Genomic DNA, 14,199 nt, shown 5'->3' with positions numbered 1-14,199 from the left:
GCGAGCTGTGACGTGGCGGGGCAGGCGGTCGGCGGAACGCGACGGCTGCCTCGAGGTCGCGCTGCACCCCTGATGGTTTCCCGCTCCCTGCTGGGCCACCGGGTTCTCGCCCGGTGGCCCAGGCTCGGTCTGGCCGCGCGCACGGCGATCTCGGCGACGCTGGCCTGGACGATCGCCCTCGCGTTGCCCTGGCAGGTCGCCGAGACGTACCCGTACTACGCTCCCCTCGGCGCGGTCGTGAGCTCCTACTCCACCGTGCGGAGTTCCGTGGCGAACTCAGCACGGGCCGTCACGGCCATCATCTGCGGCGCCATGCTCTCCCTGCTGGCCGGGCAGTTGCTGGGGCGGGACCTGCTCGTGGTGCCCCTGCTGGTGTTCGCCGCGACCCTGCTGGCGGGCTGGCGCTTCTTCGGCGGCCAGGGCAGCTGGGTCCTGACCGTGGCGTTGTTCGTGCTGACCGCGTCGGCCGAGCACCCCGTCCAGTACGCCGCGGCCTACTGCGCGCTGACCCTGCTCGGCGGTGTCGTGGCCGTCGGGGTCAACGCGCTGCTTCCCGAGATCCCCCTGGCCCGTTCGGCGCAGGCGCTGCACGACCTGGCCACCGCCCTGGCCGACCAGCTCGCCGACCTGGCCGACGGTCTGCGCACCGACGAACCGCCCGGTCCCGACGAGTGGGCGGGACGGTTGCGCTCCGTCGCCCCCGTGCGCGAATCGCTGCGCGCCACGCGGGAGGAGACCGAGGAGTCGTTGCACGGCAACGTCCGCGCCGGCCGGAACCTCGACACGGTCCGACGGCACCACGTCGCCGGTGTCGCGCTGGAGAACGTGGCGGTACGGGTGGAGGAACTCACCGAACTGCTGCTGGAGGTGCAGAACCCCGCACAGCGTCAGGTGGCCCTCGGCGTCCCGTTGCGCGGGCAGACGGCGGAGGTGCTGGACTGCCTGGCCGCCCTGCTGCACGAGTACCCCGACACCGACGGCGGGCCCGCCCGGCGCGACGCCCTGCGCCAGCAACTCCAACGCCTGTCGGCCGCCGAGGCCGGCGCGGAGTTCGGCACCGAGCGCGACCGCCAGACCGCCGGGGCCGTCGTCACGGCGCTGCGCCGGTGCCTGGGGGCGCTGGACGTCGACGTCGAGGACGACGACCCCGAGGCCGTCGTCCCGGCACCCTGGCGCAGACCTGACCCGGAACTGCCCGCACCCCCGCGTTTGAGACCTCCCGGCAGGGGTACCTGGAGATCGTTGAGAACTCGACGACGTTGAAGGGACAACGCGTGTACCGCCACACCCGTGAACTCCAGTTCACCGCGAAGCCCGAGAAGCCCGACGCGCTGTTCGCCGCGAAGTTCCAGGAGATCCTGGGCGGTCAGTTCGGTGAGATGACCGTCATGATGCAGTACCTGTTCCAGGGGTGGAACTGCCGCGTCCCCGGCAAGTACAAGGACATGATCATGGACATCGGGACGGAGGAGATCTCGCACGTCGAGATGCTCACCGTCATGCTGGCCCGTCTGCTCGAAGGTGCCCCGGGTGAGGCGACCGAGAAGGCCGCCGCCGCCAACCCGGTCCTGGCCGCGGTCCTGGGGGGCCAGAACCCGCAGCACGCCATCGTCTCCGGCGGCGGCGCCCGCCCGACCGACTCCCTGGGCAACCCCTGGAACGCCGGGTACATCGTCGCCAGCGGCAACCTGCTCAGCGACTTCCGCTCCAACGTCTCCGCCGAGGCGCAGAGCCGCCTGATGACCAGCCGCATCGCGAACATGACCGACGACCGTGGCGTCAAGGACATGCTGGCCTTCAACCTGGCCCGCGACACCTACCACCAGCAGCAGTGGCTGCTCGGCATCCAGATGCTCATCGAGGACGGCTACGTCGACTCCCAGATCGAGCAGTCGAACGGCGAGTGGGAGAACAAGGACGCCGCCCACGTGTTCTACACCAGCACCGAGGGCAGCCAGGCCGGCCAGGGGCTGTGGGCCACCGCGAACAGCCTCGTCGACGGCGAGCCGTTCCGCACCGAGGAACTGCGGCCGCTGACCGACGACCAGGGCATCCTGCCCGCGCCGGACCCGAAGCAGTTCGTCACCTACGACGGCAGCCAGGGCCCGGGCAAGCCCGGCACGGGCGCCGGGGCGCACCTGCAGGGCGCGCAGAACGTCGTGACCAAGGTCAAGGACGCCCTGACCGGCGACGACAAGTAGTCGTTCAGGCGCTGAGGTCGCGCGCCACGCCTTCGGGCGCGCGACCCAGCAGCCGGTCGCTGGTCAGGACCGGGCACCTGGTCGAACTGCGGACCCGGACACCGGGCAGTTCGCGCACGCGGTCGGTGAGCACCCGGTCCTCGTGGGCCGGCAGCGGGGGGAATCCACCGGCGGCGACGTAGGTGGAGGCGCGGACACCGAGGTTCGCGCCGTGCACGTGCAGGTGACCCGTCCCCCACGTCCCGGCCGCGTACCGCGCCCGCCAGCCGGTGTGCGAGCCCGCCGGGCCCGGCAGCAGGACGGTGCCCAGCAGCAGGTCCACCCCGGAGTCGGCCGTCTCGACCTGGTGGCGCAACCAGCCACCGGCGACGACGGAGTCGGCGTCGGTGGAGGCGATCCACGTCGTGGCCCACTGCTCGTGCGGGACGTCGACCAGGGCCGCTGCGACTCCCGCGGCGCGGGCCGGGCCGACGGCACCGGCGGTCGAGACGACGACGCGGACCCCTGCCGCCGCGGCGGTCTGCGCGGTCGCGTCGCTGCACCGGTCGGCCACGACGGTCACGTCGACGGGAACCGGGCAGCGGTGGGTGGCCCGCTCGAGCCCGGCCAGGCACCGGCCGATCGTCTCCTCCTCGTCCCGGGCCGGGACGACCACGACGACGCGCGTGAGCCTGCGAGGGGTCGTCACGGCGTCAGGCCGCCGGCCCGGGCCACGGAGACGACCGGAGGCCGCACCAGGACGTCCAGCAGGAAGTCCTCCTCCTCGTGGTGGGCCAGGACCTCCAGGTCCGGTGCGGCCCGCAGCACCCGGTGCACCTCGTCACCGGTCAGCGGGTACCCGGCGACCAGGTGCCGCCAGTGGCAGGCGACCACCACCCCGTCCTGCGTGAGGGAGCCCCGGACCCGTTCCACCAGGTCGCGCAGGTCCTCGTGCCCGCAGTAGTACCCGACCTCCGACAGCACCACGAGGTCGAACTCCCCCGCGGGGAACTCCTGCGGCATCCGGGCGACCTGCGTGCGCACCCGGTTCGACAACCCCGCCTGCGCCACCCGCGCGGTCGCCCTGCCCAGCGCCGAGGGCGCGATGTCGACGGCCAGCAGGTCCTCGCACCGGCCAGCCAGTTCCACGGTGAAGACGCCTGCGCTGCAGCCGACCTCCAGCCCGGAACGAAAGCCGCGCCGCGGCAGCGAGGCGAGGGTCAGGGCCCGTTTGCGCTGCTCGTACCAGCGGTCCTCGAAACCCCAGGGGTCCTCGCCGCCCTCGTCGTAGAACTGCTCGAAGAACTCCACGCCGAGGCTGTCCGCCGGGGCGCTGCCGGCGGGCCGGAGGAAGAACTCCACCTCCCGTTCGAAGTGGGCCAGCACGGCCGCGCCGAGCAGGACCTCGTCACCGGGGTGCGGCGAGAGCGGACCGGTCTGCGACACGTGCTGCGCCATCGCCTCCCGCTTGCCCCGCACGGCCGCCTCGTCCAGGACCAGGTGCGTCCCCCGCTGCCAGGGCACCCGCTCGTCGCCCGGGTGGGACCAGTGCCACAGCCAGATCGGGTAGAGCAGGCAGCGGGCCCCGCTCTGCGCGGCCACCTGCGCTGCGACGGTCCCGGCGACCTCGTGGTCGGGGTGACCGTCGCCGGTCCACGGCGCCACCAGCAGCGTGCCCGGCCCGGTGAGGCGGCGGATGCGGGCCTCCAGCGCCGCGACGTCGCCGGCCACGCCGCCGTCGGGGATGCGCAGGCGGTGCACCGTGGCCGCCGGCGCCGAGGGTCTCGTCGTCGGGGTGGGCGGCGACCACGAGCACGTGCTGCACGCCGTCCCAGTCGAGTTCGGGCACATCGTGCAGTCCGGGCCAGTGGCTCCACTCCGCCTCGGCCGTTCCGGGGCTGTCGTGGGTGAACTCGACGGGTCCTGCGTTCACCACGGCCACCGCGTCTCCTCCGGCCCGGTCTTGTCGAGCAGCTCCCCCACCATCTCCCCCACGGCGGCCACGTCGCGGGCGGCGTGGTGCTGACGCAGGTAGACGGTCAGGTCGGCGACCCGCGCGGCGTGGGCCGCGTCGAAGGTCAACGGGGCCGGCCCGAGGGCGTGACCCACCTCGGTGACCACGTCCTCGCAGGCCGCGGCCACGATCGAGCGGGTCCGGGCGGCGAGCAGTTCACCCGCGGCGCCGACGGCCCGGCCGGTGTCCACGGCCGACGCGGCGGCGTCCAGCGCGAGTCGGGCCACCTGCAGGCGCAGGTCGACCAGCCCCCGGGAGCGCCGGGTCAGCGGGTCGTCGCGGTCGGAGGTGAGCAGGGGACGGGCGACGCCGACGGCGCCGCCGAACCAGCAGGCGGCCACCCCGATCCCGCCGTGGGCGAACCCGGGGCGCTGCAGGTACCAGCCGACCTCGCCGACGGGCTCGGCCGGGGCACCGCGGAAGTGCACGGGGCCGCTGGGCACGTCGACCAGGCCGCGGCTGTGCCAGGTGCCGGTCTCCACCTCGACCGTGCCGGCGGCGCGGCCGGCGGCGAGGTCGACGGCGAACAACCGGCGGCCCGCGGGGGTGTGCGCGGTCACCAAGGCGTGGCTGAGGTCGTCGGCCAGGGAGCACCAGGGTCCGGTCCCCTGCAGCACGCCGTCGTGCTCCTCGAGCCGGGCGGCCGGCGCCTCGGCGGCGAAGACGCCCCAGGTCGTGCCCGCGGGAACGGACGTGCCGGCCTCGGCGAGGATCGCGACGGCGTCCAGGTGGGCCTCGGTGACGCGGGCGAGGGTCAGGTCCCGTTCGGCCAGGGTGGCCAGGACCTGCCAGCGCCGTCGCGTCTCCCCCCGGCCCGGCAGCGGTGCCTGGTGGGTGAGGTGACTGGCGACCTGCAGCGCAGCGGTGATCGACACCGGGCCTCCGTGGGTTCGAAGGTTGCCCGTTCAAGCGACGGACGGCTCGCCCGGAGGCCAACCGGGCCCCGGGCCCCGGTCCCTCTGCACGTCAGACGATCAGACGGCTCCAGACGGTCTTCCCACCGGGCCGGGTGCGGACTCCCCACTCGTCGCTGAGGACCTCGACGAGGTTGGTGCCGTGGGCCTCGTCCGGGCCGACGGTGCGGAACCGCGGGCCGTTGGGGTCGCCGTCGCTGACGGCGATCATCACGCCGTCGAGCCCTTCGCACTCCACCTTCAGCACGACGGGCGCCTTCCCGTGCTGCACCGCCTCGGTGACGAGTTCGCTGACGACCAGGTCGGCGTGGCCACGCAGCAGAGCGGCGTGCTCGACGCACCAGTGGTCGTCGAGGAACCGCCGTGCGTGGCGGGCCGCGGACCGGTCGGCCACGACGGCGGACTCGGCACTCGGGAACCACTCGCACATGGATCCTGATCGTCGCCGACGATCAGGATCCGCGCGCGTCAGAACGCGTCCGGTGTCCCCGGCGCGACGTCGAGGACGTCGGCGAGGCGGGTCAGGTCCATGAGGAAGGCGACGGGCTGGCTGGGGTGCACCGTGACCCGCGCGGGGCGCACGGCCACGGCGAGGCGGGCCAGGAAGGCCGCGCCGGTGGAGTCCATGAACGTCACGCCGGTGGCGTCGACGTGCACGGGGACCGCGTCCCGGCGGTGCCGGCGGCCGACCTCGGCGGCCGCGTCGTCGAGGTCGAGGCGCAGCTCGTCGTCGATCTCACCGTCCATCCGGACGACGAGACGCTCGGGTGCCCCGACGACGGCGACCCGTCCCAGGGGGCGTTCGGCGTCCGCGCCGGGTTCGTGGGGGGTGGACTCTTGCGGAGACGGCGTCGACACGCTGCTCCCTCCTGCCACCGGTGCTGCCGGTGATCTGGTCGTCCTGCTGGTCGGCGTGCGGCTGGTTCCCAACCCTGTGCTCGAGCCGGCCCCCCGACCGTACCCCTCCGGCCGCGTGTCGATCGAGGGTGATCGCGCGAGGCGGGACCACCGACCCGGTCCGGGCGTCGTCCCGGTCACTACGCTGGCCGCCATGTCCACCCGCGACGTCGTCCTGGTCGGCGCGAGCGCCGGCGGCGTGGAGGCGTTGCGGACGCTCGTCGCCGGGCTGCCCGTCGACCTTCCCGCCACCGTGCTCGTGGTGCTGCACGTCCCGCCCACCGGCGCCGGCGCGCTCGCCGCGATCCTGGACCGGGCCGGGCCGCTGCCCGCCCGGTCGGCCCGGCACGGGGAGCACCTCCAGCACGGCACCGTCCTGGTCGCGACCCCCGACCGTCACCTGCTGCTGTCCGGCGACCACGTCGTGCTCAGCAGCGGTCCGCGGGAGAACGGGCACCGGCCCGCGGTCGACACGCTGTTCCGCTCGGCCGCGCGGGCGGTCGGGTCGCGGGCGATCGGGGTCGTGCTGTCCGGAGCCCTCGACGACGGGGCGGCCGGGCTGGTCGCCGTGCGCGCCCAGGGCGGGATCGGCGTCGTGCAGGACCCCACCGACGCCCTGTACGACGGCATGCCCCGGGCGGCGGTGGAGGCGGCCGGGCCCGAGCACGTGGTGCCGCTGCCCGAGGTCGCGCCCCTGCTGGTGCGGCTGGTCCGGCAGGAGGCGCCGCCCTGGGAGAGCGACCCCGACGACGAGCGGATCCAGGAGGAGGAGACCGCGATGGCCGAGTTCGACCTCGGGCCGGTGGAGTCCGGCGAACACCCCGGGGAACCGTCCGGGTACTCCTGTCCCGACTGCTCGGGGGTGTTGTGGCGGATCGAGGACCACGGTCTGCTGCGGTTCCGCTGCCGGGTGGGGCACGCGTGGAGCCCGCAGAGCCTGCACGAGCAGCAGTCCGCCGAACTCGACAGCGCGCTGTGGGTCGCCCTGCGCAGCCTGGAGGAACGCGCGGCACTGGCGCAGGAGATGGGCGACCGGGCGCTCGAGTCCGGGCACCGGATCACCGCCGAGCGGTTCCTGGACCGGGCCCTGGAGACCGGTGAGGCGGCGGCGACGATCCGCCGGCTGCTGACCTCCCGGGCACTGCGCGGTCCGCACGAGGGCCGTGACCCCCAGCCCACCCCGACCGACGAGACGAGCAGCTGAGCCCGTGGACGACCAGGACGAGAACCAGGAGCAGGAACAGGAACACGCGCCGGAGCCCGTCCGCGGCAGCGCCCAGGACTTCGAGGAGCTCATCGAGCACCTCAAGGAGGCGCGGGGTTTCGACTTCACCGGGTACAAGCGGGCCAGCCTGCTGCGGCGCGTGCACCGGCGGATGGACGACGTCGGCGTCACGGGGTACGACGAGTACCGCGACCGCCTCGAGGTCGACGCCGACGAGTTCACCGCGCTGTTCAACACCATCCTCATCAACGTCACGTCGTTCTTCCGCGACATCGACGCCTGGGACCGTCTGCGCGCCGAGTTCCTGCCGCAACTGCTGGCCGCCCGCCCGAGCGGGCCGATCCGGGCCTGGAGCGCGGGCTGCGCCTCCGGGCAGGAGGCGTACACCATCGCCATCTGCCTGGCCGAGGCGCTGGGGACCGAGGAGTTCCGGCAGCGGGTCAAGATCTACGCCACCGACGCCGACGACGACGCGCTGACGCACGCCCGCACCGCGACCTACAGCGAGCGTGAGATGGGCAGCCTGCCGAAGGAGCTGCGGGAGAAGTACTTCGAGCCCAACGGAGCACGTTTCACGTTCCGGCAGGACCTGCGGCGGTCGGTGATCTTCGGCCGGGCCGACCTGGTGCAGGACGCGCCGATCTCGCACGTCGACCTGCTGACGTGCCGGAACACGCTCATGTACCTGACCGCCGAGACGCAGGCCCGGATCGCCGAGCGGCTGCACTACTCCCTCAGACCCGACGGGCTGCTGTTCCTGGGCAAGGCCGAGATGCTGCTCAGCCAGGCGTCGCTGTTCACCCCCGTCGACCTCAAGAACCGGTTCTTCCGCCGGGTGGGCGGCAGCCGCGCCCCGCACCGGCCCAGCGCGACGGTGACGCCCACGGTGTTCCCGGCCGCCGCCGACGACGCGACGAGCCTGCGCGCCGAGGCGCTCGCCGCCAGTCCCGTCGCGCAGATCGTGCTGAACCAGAACGGCAACGTGGTGCTGTCCAACCACCGCGCGGACACGCTGTTCGGGTTGTCCCCCTCCGACGTGGGCCGGCCCTTCCAGGACCTGGAGGTCAGCTACCGGCCGGTCGAACTGCGCTCGGCCGTGGAGCAGGCCCACACCCAGCGCCGCACGGTGTGGATCCGGGACGTGGAGTTCTCCCGGCCGCGCTCGGACCGGCAGTGGTTCGACGTCCAGGTCGTGCCGCTGCGCAACACCCAGGGCCACGTCCTGGGCACCGCCGTGGTGTTCATCGACGTCAGCCGGTCGCGGCAGCTGCAGGACGAGCTCGAGGAGGCGCACCGCCAGCTCGAGACCGCCTACGAGGAACTGCAGTCGACCAACGAGGAGCTGGAGACCACCAACGAGGAGCTGCAGTCCACGGTCGAGGAGCTGGAGACCACCAACGAGGAGCTCCACTCGACCAACGAGGAACTGGAGACCATGAACGAGGAGCTGCAGTCGATGAACGACGAACTGCAGAACTCCAACCAGGAGCTGCGGTTGCGGACCGACGAGGTCAGCGCCCTGAACGCCTACATGGAGGGCGTGTTCGCCAGCCTGCGCGTGGGGGTCGCGGTCGTGGACGCCGACATGCGGATCACGGTGTGGAACGCCTGGGCCGCGGACCTGTGGGGGATCCGGGCCGACGAGGCCGCCGGCGAGCACCTGCTGAACCTGGACATCGGGCTGCCCCTGCACGAGGTCGGCCCGGCCCTGCGGGCCGTCCTCGCGGGTGAGGAACCGCCCGCGGGCGGGTCGTTCGTGCTGGACGCCGTCAACCGCCGCGGCCGCGGCATCCGGGTGCAGGTCACGGTCAGCGCGCTGGACGGGGCTCCCGCACACGGCGGCGCGCTGGTCGTCATGGACCAGCTGGGCGGCGGCCGGCCCTAGCGGGACCGCAACCGGGCGTGGGTCTGCTCCAGCAGGGGTTCCAGGTCGTGGCGTGAGGGGTCGGCGACGACGAGGGCGGCCAGGTCGCGCAGCTTGACGTTGCGGTCCTGGCTCAGCCGGGTGAGCGTGTCGAACGCCTCCTCGACGCTGCAGCCCAGCCAGCCGGCGATGAGCCCCTTGGCCTGCTCGATCGTCGCCCGCGACTTCATGGCGATCGTCAGGTTCTCCGCCGTCGAGCGCAGTTCCTCGATGCGGTGCAGGTCCGCCAGCACGGCGGCGGCGGCCTCGGCGAACACCAGGGCGCGGTCCAGCTGCCGGTCGCCGCCCAGCGCGCCGGTCTCCTCGCCGTACAGGGTCAGGACGCCGACGACGTCCTGGTGCGAGCGGATCGGCACGGCCAGGGCGCTGCGCACCGGGCTGTGGGCCATCGCCTGGGCCAGCCGCGGCCAGCGCTCGTCGGTCGACAGGTCGGCCACCACCACGGGTACGTCGTCCTGGTGGGCCGTGGTGCTCGGGCCCTCGCCGGCGTTCCACTGCGCACCGTCGACGCCCTGCGCGACCTCGGAGTCCGCGGCCAGTTCCTGAGGTTGGACGGGGTCGCCCAGGACGACGCTGGTCCAGGTCGCACCCCGGACCGCGGTGGTCGCCAGCGCGGCGATGCGGGTCAGCAGCTCGTGCGTGCTCAGCTCCCCCACCGGCAGCGTCGTCAGCCCGGCGACGGCGTGCAGGGCGGGGTCGTCCGGAGCGTCCAGGTCCGTCAGCCCCGCCGGGACGTCCGAGCTGTCCGGGGCCAGGACCCACGTCAGGCTGGGGCGCCCGCCGGTACGGCGCGGGTCGGACGTGACCACGACGCGGACGGGGCGGGGGGCGCCGTTGCGCGGAACGACGAGCAGCACCCCCTCGGCGTTCCCCTCCAGGCTGCTCCGGGAGACCAGCTCCCGCACGTCGCCGCGGTCGTCGGGGTGGATCAGCGCCTGGACCGGCTTGCGCAGCAGGCGCCCGACGGCCAGACCCAGCAGGGTGGCCGCGGCCTGGTTCGCCTCCCGGATCCCCCCGGCCGCATCGGTCACGAGGACGGGCACGGGCACGGTGGCGGTGACGGCGCTCAGCGCCTGCCGGGCCTCGAGTTCCCGCGTGATCAGGTCGTCGATCTCGCGCTGCTGGGCGGCGAGCTCGTCGTCGGCGACGGCGAGCTCCTCGGAGACGACCTCCAGCCGCTGGGTCAGGACGTCGACCTCGACGGCGGGATCCGCTTCCTCACGGGTCACGGCCGGGCGCATGCTGACTCCCCACGTCGCAGTCCACACCGCGGGTTCGATGCTTGGGCCAATCGTGTCACTCCCGACGCCCCGCGCAAACTCAGCGACGCATGTCAGCCGACCGTGTCAGGGACCCGGTTCCCGGGGCGGGCGCGCGGCGGCGACGGCCCGCAGCGCGGCCAGCACGTCCGGCGGCAGCCCTCCGCCCCGGCCGACGCGTTCGGTGAGGGCGTCGGCCACCGTGCGGACCTTGACGTTGGTCTGCTGCGACAGCCGGCTCAGCACGTCCCAGGCCGTGTCACGGTCGCAGCCGAGGGCGTGCATGACGACGCCGACGGCGTGCTCGATGTGCGGGCGGTTGCGCAACGCGGTGCGCAGCTGGTCGGCCTCCTGCTCCAGCGCGACCGTCCGGTCGCGGGCCTCGTCCCGGGCGCGCCGGGACTCCTGCACGCGCCGCAGCGCCTCGGCGGCCAGCTGCTCGGAGCGTGCGGTGACGGCCCGGGCACGGGCCACGGTCTCCCGGCTGCGCTCGCCCGCCGTCCGCGCCCGCAGCCTGGTGACGGCGAGGTCCTCGGCCAGCGACCGGACCGCGGCCCCGACCTCGGACGGGGGTGCGAGCGGATCGCCGAGCAGCAGCTCCTCGACGCGGTCCGCGTCCACCCAGCCGAGGTCGAGGAGGGCCTCCAGCACCGAGAGGGCCTGCTCGACGCGGTCGACCACCTCGCCGTCGTCCTCGGTGGGCGACACGACCCAGCGCGTCCCCAGCGCGGAGCGCACCTGGTCCCCGAGCACCGCCGACCGTCCGGTGTTCACCTGCACGCCGACCTCCTTCCCTCCGGCGCCGATCGTGCCCCACCGTGCGTCGTCGCGCACGGTCCGGGGGGCGCGACTAGCGTCCGCAGTGGTCGAGACGCGGCTGGCACCGACGACGACAGGAGCAGCCGTGAGCGACGACGCGCGGGTTCGGGCCGGCGAGCTCACCGAGGCCCTGGTGCACCACCTGCGGGACTGCTTCGCGCAGTACCCCGAGGCGACGGTGTTCGTGCCCGAGTTCCAGGAGGAGTTCCAGACCGACGGCGACGAGCAGTTCCGGCGCTGGCTGGCCTCGGCGCCCGGTTTCCCGGACCGGCTCCCGGTCGGGATCTGCTCGCGCGCCGCGCTGGAGGGCAAGCTGGCGCACGCGCTGGAGCAGGTGCGCGACGAACACGCCGTCCTCGTCGTGTGCGACCTCGGGGGAGGTCACGCGGAGGGGTTGTCGTGCCCGGACCACGTCGACCTGGTGGAGGTCCGCCACGCCTCCGAGATCGCCGGGGCGGTCGTCGAGGCCCTCGCCGGTGACGTGCCGATGGTCGTCGACGTGCGGTTGACCGAGCAGCAGGGCGCGGGGCTGCTCGGCTGAACCGCCCGGTCCGAGTTGCGGCACGCGCAGGAGCACCTACCGTTGCCCACGGGTCCAGCCCGGGCGCCTGCAGCCGCGCCGAAGGAGGGCGGATGCACTTCCTGTTCTCGATCTCCCGGTTCCCCCTGCTGTCGCTGATCCACGCCCGCGGCGAGATGGACGACCGCGGCGCGCACCTGCTGCTCGAGGGTGGTGAGGGCGAACTGCAGAACTCCCGCTACCTCGTCGTCGACGTCAGCCGGGTGACCGCCATCGCCGGGCCCGGCCTGAAGACCCTCGTCTCGCTCGGGGCCACCGCCACCCGCCGCGGCGGGTGGACGTGGACCACCTCGCCGTCCCCCGCCGTGCGGCGGGCCCTGGCCGAGTCGGGACTCGACGGGAGCCTGAGCGCCGGGTTGAGCACCCGGACGGTGTGCCGGGAACTCGCCGGTGGGTGGTACCGCCCGGTCTGAGGCCTCAGGGGCGCGGGTTCGTCCGTTCCCACCGGCGTTCCCGCCGCCGCTGCCCGGTGGCCGCCAGGCACTTGGGGCAGGTCCACCGGACCTCGTCCCCGCTGCCGCCGGTCAACTGGTCCAGGTCGGCGAAGTCGACGTGCGGGAACCGCACCAACCCCGCGCGCCGCAACGGAACCCCGCAGGCCGTGGAGTTCTGCCCCGGCTCCCACGCGTGCGCCTCACCCGAGGGCAGACGCGATCCCTCGTCCGGGTACCACGTTCCGCTGGCTGCCGTCTTCACCGCGATCTCCCTCCCGCTCCTGCCCTCTCCGCCACTGCGCGACGAGCACGGCCGTGTCGTCCTGCACGAGCCCGTGCCGGGGTTCCAGGATGCCACGCACGACCCTCGCGCCGTCCCGGCCGGGGCGGGACCCGTCCGCCGGGTGAGTTCGTCCAGGCGACACCTCGACGGTCGGTGGGACGGCAGCGGGACGGCGGAGCGCCCGCACCGCCGGCGTGGTTCCATGGGGCCGGGTCCAGGCGCGCGGCCCGGATCCCCGCAGCGGAGGTCACCGATGACACCCGGATCGCCGTCCGACCAGGAGCTCGCCGCCGTGCGCGACCACGCCGTCCGGCACCGCGACGAACTCCTCGAGCACCTGATCGGCTGGGTCCGCATCCGGTCGGTCTCCAGCAACCCCGGCAACTCCCCCGACATGATCCGATCGGCGCACTGGCTGGCCGGGACGCTGCGCGACACCGGGTTCCCCGAGGTGGAGGTCTGGCGCACCGAGGGGGCGCCGGCCGTCTTCGCCCGCTGGCACGCCGCGCCCGGGGCCCCGACCGTGCTGGTGTACAGCCACCACGACGTGCGCCCGGCCAAGGACGACCACTGGGAACAGACCCCGCCGTTCGAGCCGGCGGTGCGCGACGGCAAGGTGTGGGGCCGTGGGGCCTCCGACGCGAAGGGGCAGGTGCTGGCCCACGTGTGGGGGCTGCGGGCGCACCTGACCGCCGGGAACCGCGCGGCGCCGGCGGTCAACCTGACGTTCCTCGTCGAGGGCGAGGAGGAGTCCAGCTCGGTCCACCTGGCCCAACTGCTCGAGGAGCACCGCGCGGAACTGGCCGCCGACCTGATCGTCCTGTCGGACACCACGACCTGGTCCAAGCAGGCGCCCGCCGTCTGCACCGGGGTACGGGGATCGATCAGCGCGGTGCTGGAGGTGCTGGGGCCCTACCGCGACGTGCACTCCGGCGCCGTCTCCGGCCCGGCGCCGAACCCGGTGCTGGAACTGGCCCGTGTCCTGGCGGCCCTGCACGACGACGCCGGGCGCATCGCGCTGCCGGGTTTCTACGACGACGTGGAGGAACCCGGCCCGGCCGAGCGGCGGGGGCTGGCCGAACTCCCCTACGACGAGGCCGACTGGCTGGAACGCAGCAGCACCCGGTCGGTCGGCGGCGAACAGGGGTGGTCGGTGCCGGAACTGCTGTTCGTCCGGCCCTCGCTGGAGGTGGCGGCCCTGCTGGCCGGTGATCCCGTCGGCCCGTCCCAGGGCGCCATCCCCTCCGTCGCGATGGCCGACATCAGCATCCGGACCGTCCCCCGGCAGACGGTGTCGGCGGTGGCCGACCAGGTGCGCCGCTTCGTCGCCGACCACCTCGGCGAGCGCGTGGCCTACCGGCTGCAGATCGTCGAGGAACAGGGCCAGGAACCCTACGTGACCCCCGAGGACCTGCCCGCCCTGGAGGTGCTGCGCACGGCGATGACGGAGGGTTTCGGCCGGCCCGTCGGCCGGATGCGCAACGCCGGCGGCTCCCCGGCCCACCTGCTGGCCACCACGCTGGGAGTTCCGCTGGTGTTCTTCGGCACGGGACTGCCCGAGGACAACTGGCACGACAGCGACGAGTCGCTCGACGTCGACGTCCTGCTCGCCGGTGTCGTCACCACCGCCCGCCTCTGGTCCCGGCTGGGCGCGGGGTGACGCCGCACCC

At 73.9% G+C, this 14,199-nt stretch carries 15 protein-coding genes; 7 read left to right on the top strand and 8 right to left on the bottom strand.

Annotated elements, in window-relative coordinates:
* Nucleotides 1-72 precede the first annotated feature (72 nt).
* On the top strand, nucleotides 73-1,263 hold the full coding sequence (locus tag ACRYR2_RS00815; protein ID WP_432560907.1) for an FUSC family protein: 1,191 nt from the start codon (nucleotides 73-75) through the stop codon (nucleotides 1,261-1,263).
* An 11-nt stretch (nucleotides 1,264-1,274) separates the two neighbouring features.
* Nucleotides 1,275-2,201 (top strand): manganese catalase, encoded by a 927-nt coding sequence (locus tag ACRYR2_RS00810; protein WP_432560906.1) that lies wholly within the window; start codon nucleotides 1,275-1,277, stop codon nucleotides 2,199-2,201.
* A 4-nt stretch (nucleotides 2,202-2,205) separates the two neighbouring features.
* On the opposite strand, the gene ACRYR2_RS00805 is transcribed toward ACRYR2_RS00810, so the two are convergent.
* The 5 genes from ACRYR2_RS00805 to ACRYR2_RS00785 form a co-directional block, all read right to left on the bottom strand.
* Nucleotides 2,206-2,889 carry a glycosyltransferase family 2 protein gene (locus ACRYR2_RS00805; RefSeq protein ID WP_432560905.1) on the bottom strand — a complete coding sequence of 228 codons (684 nt, stop codon included), beginning with the start codon at nucleotides 2,887-2,889 and terminating at the stop codon, nucleotides 2,206-2,208.
* Complete coding sequence (locus ACRYR2_RS00800) at nucleotides 2,886-3,941, bottom strand: SAM-dependent methyltransferase (protein ID WP_432560904.1); 1,056 nt, start codon at nucleotides 3,939-3,941, stop codon at nucleotides 2,886-2,888. The genes ACRYR2_RS00805 and ACRYR2_RS00800 overlap by 4 nt, the downstream gene beginning before the upstream one ends.
* A gap of 168 nt (nucleotides 3,942-4,109) precedes the next feature.
* Nucleotides 4,110-5,069, bottom strand: coding sequence for an acyl-CoA dehydrogenase (locus ACRYR2_RS00795; protein ID WP_432560903.1), 960 nt, complete (start codon nucleotides 5,067-5,069; stop codon nucleotides 4,110-4,112).
* 91 nt (nucleotides 5,070-5,160) lie between these two features.
* Nucleotides 5,161-5,538, bottom strand: a complete 378-nt coding sequence (locus ACRYR2_RS00790) for an ATP-binding protein (RefSeq protein ID WP_432560902.1) — start codon at nucleotides 5,536-5,538, stop codon at nucleotides 5,161-5,163.
* A 38-nt stretch (nucleotides 5,539-5,576) separates the two neighbouring features.
* Nucleotides 5,577-5,966 carry an STAS domain-containing protein gene (locus ACRYR2_RS00785; protein WP_432560901.1) on the bottom strand — a complete coding sequence of 130 codons (390 nt, stop codon included), beginning with the start codon at nucleotides 5,964-5,966 and terminating at the stop codon, nucleotides 5,577-5,579.
* A 193-nt stretch (nucleotides 5,967-6,159) separates the two neighbouring features.
* Between ACRYR2_RS00785 and ACRYR2_RS00780 the strand changes: the two genes are divergently transcribed.
* Together ACRYR2_RS00780 and ACRYR2_RS00775 are read left to right on the top strand one after the other, a co-directional pair.
* Complete coding sequence (locus ACRYR2_RS00780) at nucleotides 6,160-7,209, top strand: chemotaxis protein CheB (RefSeq protein ID WP_432560900.1); 1,050 nt, start codon at nucleotides 6,160-6,162, stop codon at nucleotides 7,207-7,209.
* A 4-nt stretch (nucleotides 7,210-7,213) separates the two neighbouring features.
* Nucleotides 7,214-9,115: a CheR family methyltransferase gene (locus ACRYR2_RS00775; protein WP_432560899.1), complete on the top strand. Its 1,902-nt coding sequence runs from the start codon at nucleotides 7,214-7,216 to the stop codon at nucleotides 9,113-9,115.
* Here the strand turns inward: ACRYR2_RS00775 and ACRYR2_RS00770 are convergent.
* Together ACRYR2_RS00770 and ACRYR2_RS00765 are read right to left on the bottom strand one after the other, a co-directional pair.
* Nucleotides 9,112-10,395: an ANTAR domain-containing protein gene (locus tag ACRYR2_RS00770; RefSeq protein WP_432560898.1), complete on the bottom strand. Its 1,284-nt coding sequence runs from the start codon at nucleotides 10,393-10,395 to the stop codon at nucleotides 9,112-9,114. The genes ACRYR2_RS00775 and ACRYR2_RS00770 overlap by 4 nt on opposite strands.
* A 105-nt stretch (nucleotides 10,396-10,500) precedes the next feature.
* The gene (locus tag ACRYR2_RS00765; protein WP_432560897.1) at nucleotides 10,501-11,193 is read right to left on the bottom strand and encodes an ANTAR domain-containing protein; all 693 of its coding nucleotides are present in this window, start codon (nucleotides 11,191-11,193) and stop codon (nucleotides 10,501-10,503) included.
* Nucleotides 11,194-11,317: 124 nt separating this feature from the next.
* On the opposite strand from ACRYR2_RS00765, the gene ACRYR2_RS00760 reads away from it, so the two are divergent.
* The gene (locus ACRYR2_RS00760; protein WP_432560896.1) at nucleotides 11,318-11,773 is read left to right on the top strand and encodes a hypothetical protein; all 456 of its coding nucleotides are present in this window, start codon (nucleotides 11,318-11,320) and stop codon (nucleotides 11,771-11,773) included.
* Between the two features lie 92 nt (nucleotides 11,774-11,865).
* Complete coding sequence (locus tag ACRYR2_RS00755) at nucleotides 11,866-12,225, top strand: STAS domain-containing protein (RefSeq protein WP_432560895.1); 360 nt, start codon at nucleotides 11,866-11,868, stop codon at nucleotides 12,223-12,225.
* A 4-nt stretch (nucleotides 12,226-12,229) separates the two neighbouring features.
* On the opposite strand, the gene ACRYR2_RS00750 is transcribed toward ACRYR2_RS00755, so the two are convergent.
* On the bottom strand, nucleotides 12,230-12,508 hold the full coding sequence (locus ACRYR2_RS00750) for a hypothetical protein (protein WP_432560894.1): 279 nt from the start codon (nucleotides 12,506-12,508) through the stop codon (nucleotides 12,230-12,232).
* A gap of 274 nt (nucleotides 12,509-12,782) precedes the next feature.
* On the opposite strand from ACRYR2_RS00750, the gene ACRYR2_RS00745 reads away from it, so the two are divergent.
* Complete coding sequence (locus ACRYR2_RS00745) at nucleotides 12,783-14,189, top strand: M20/M25/M40 family metallo-hydrolase (protein ID WP_432560893.1); 1,407 nt, start codon at nucleotides 12,783-12,785, stop codon at nucleotides 14,187-14,189.
* Nucleotides 14,190-14,199 lie beyond the last annotated feature (10 nt).

Source organism: Kineococcus deserti, assembly GCF_050871945.1.
Lineage (GTDB): Bacteria > Actinomycetota > Actinomycetes > Actinomycetales > Kineococcaceae > Kineococcus.
The sequence above is the reverse complement of the archived record's forward strand: the minus strand, read 5'-3'. Positions and strand labels throughout refer to the sequence as shown.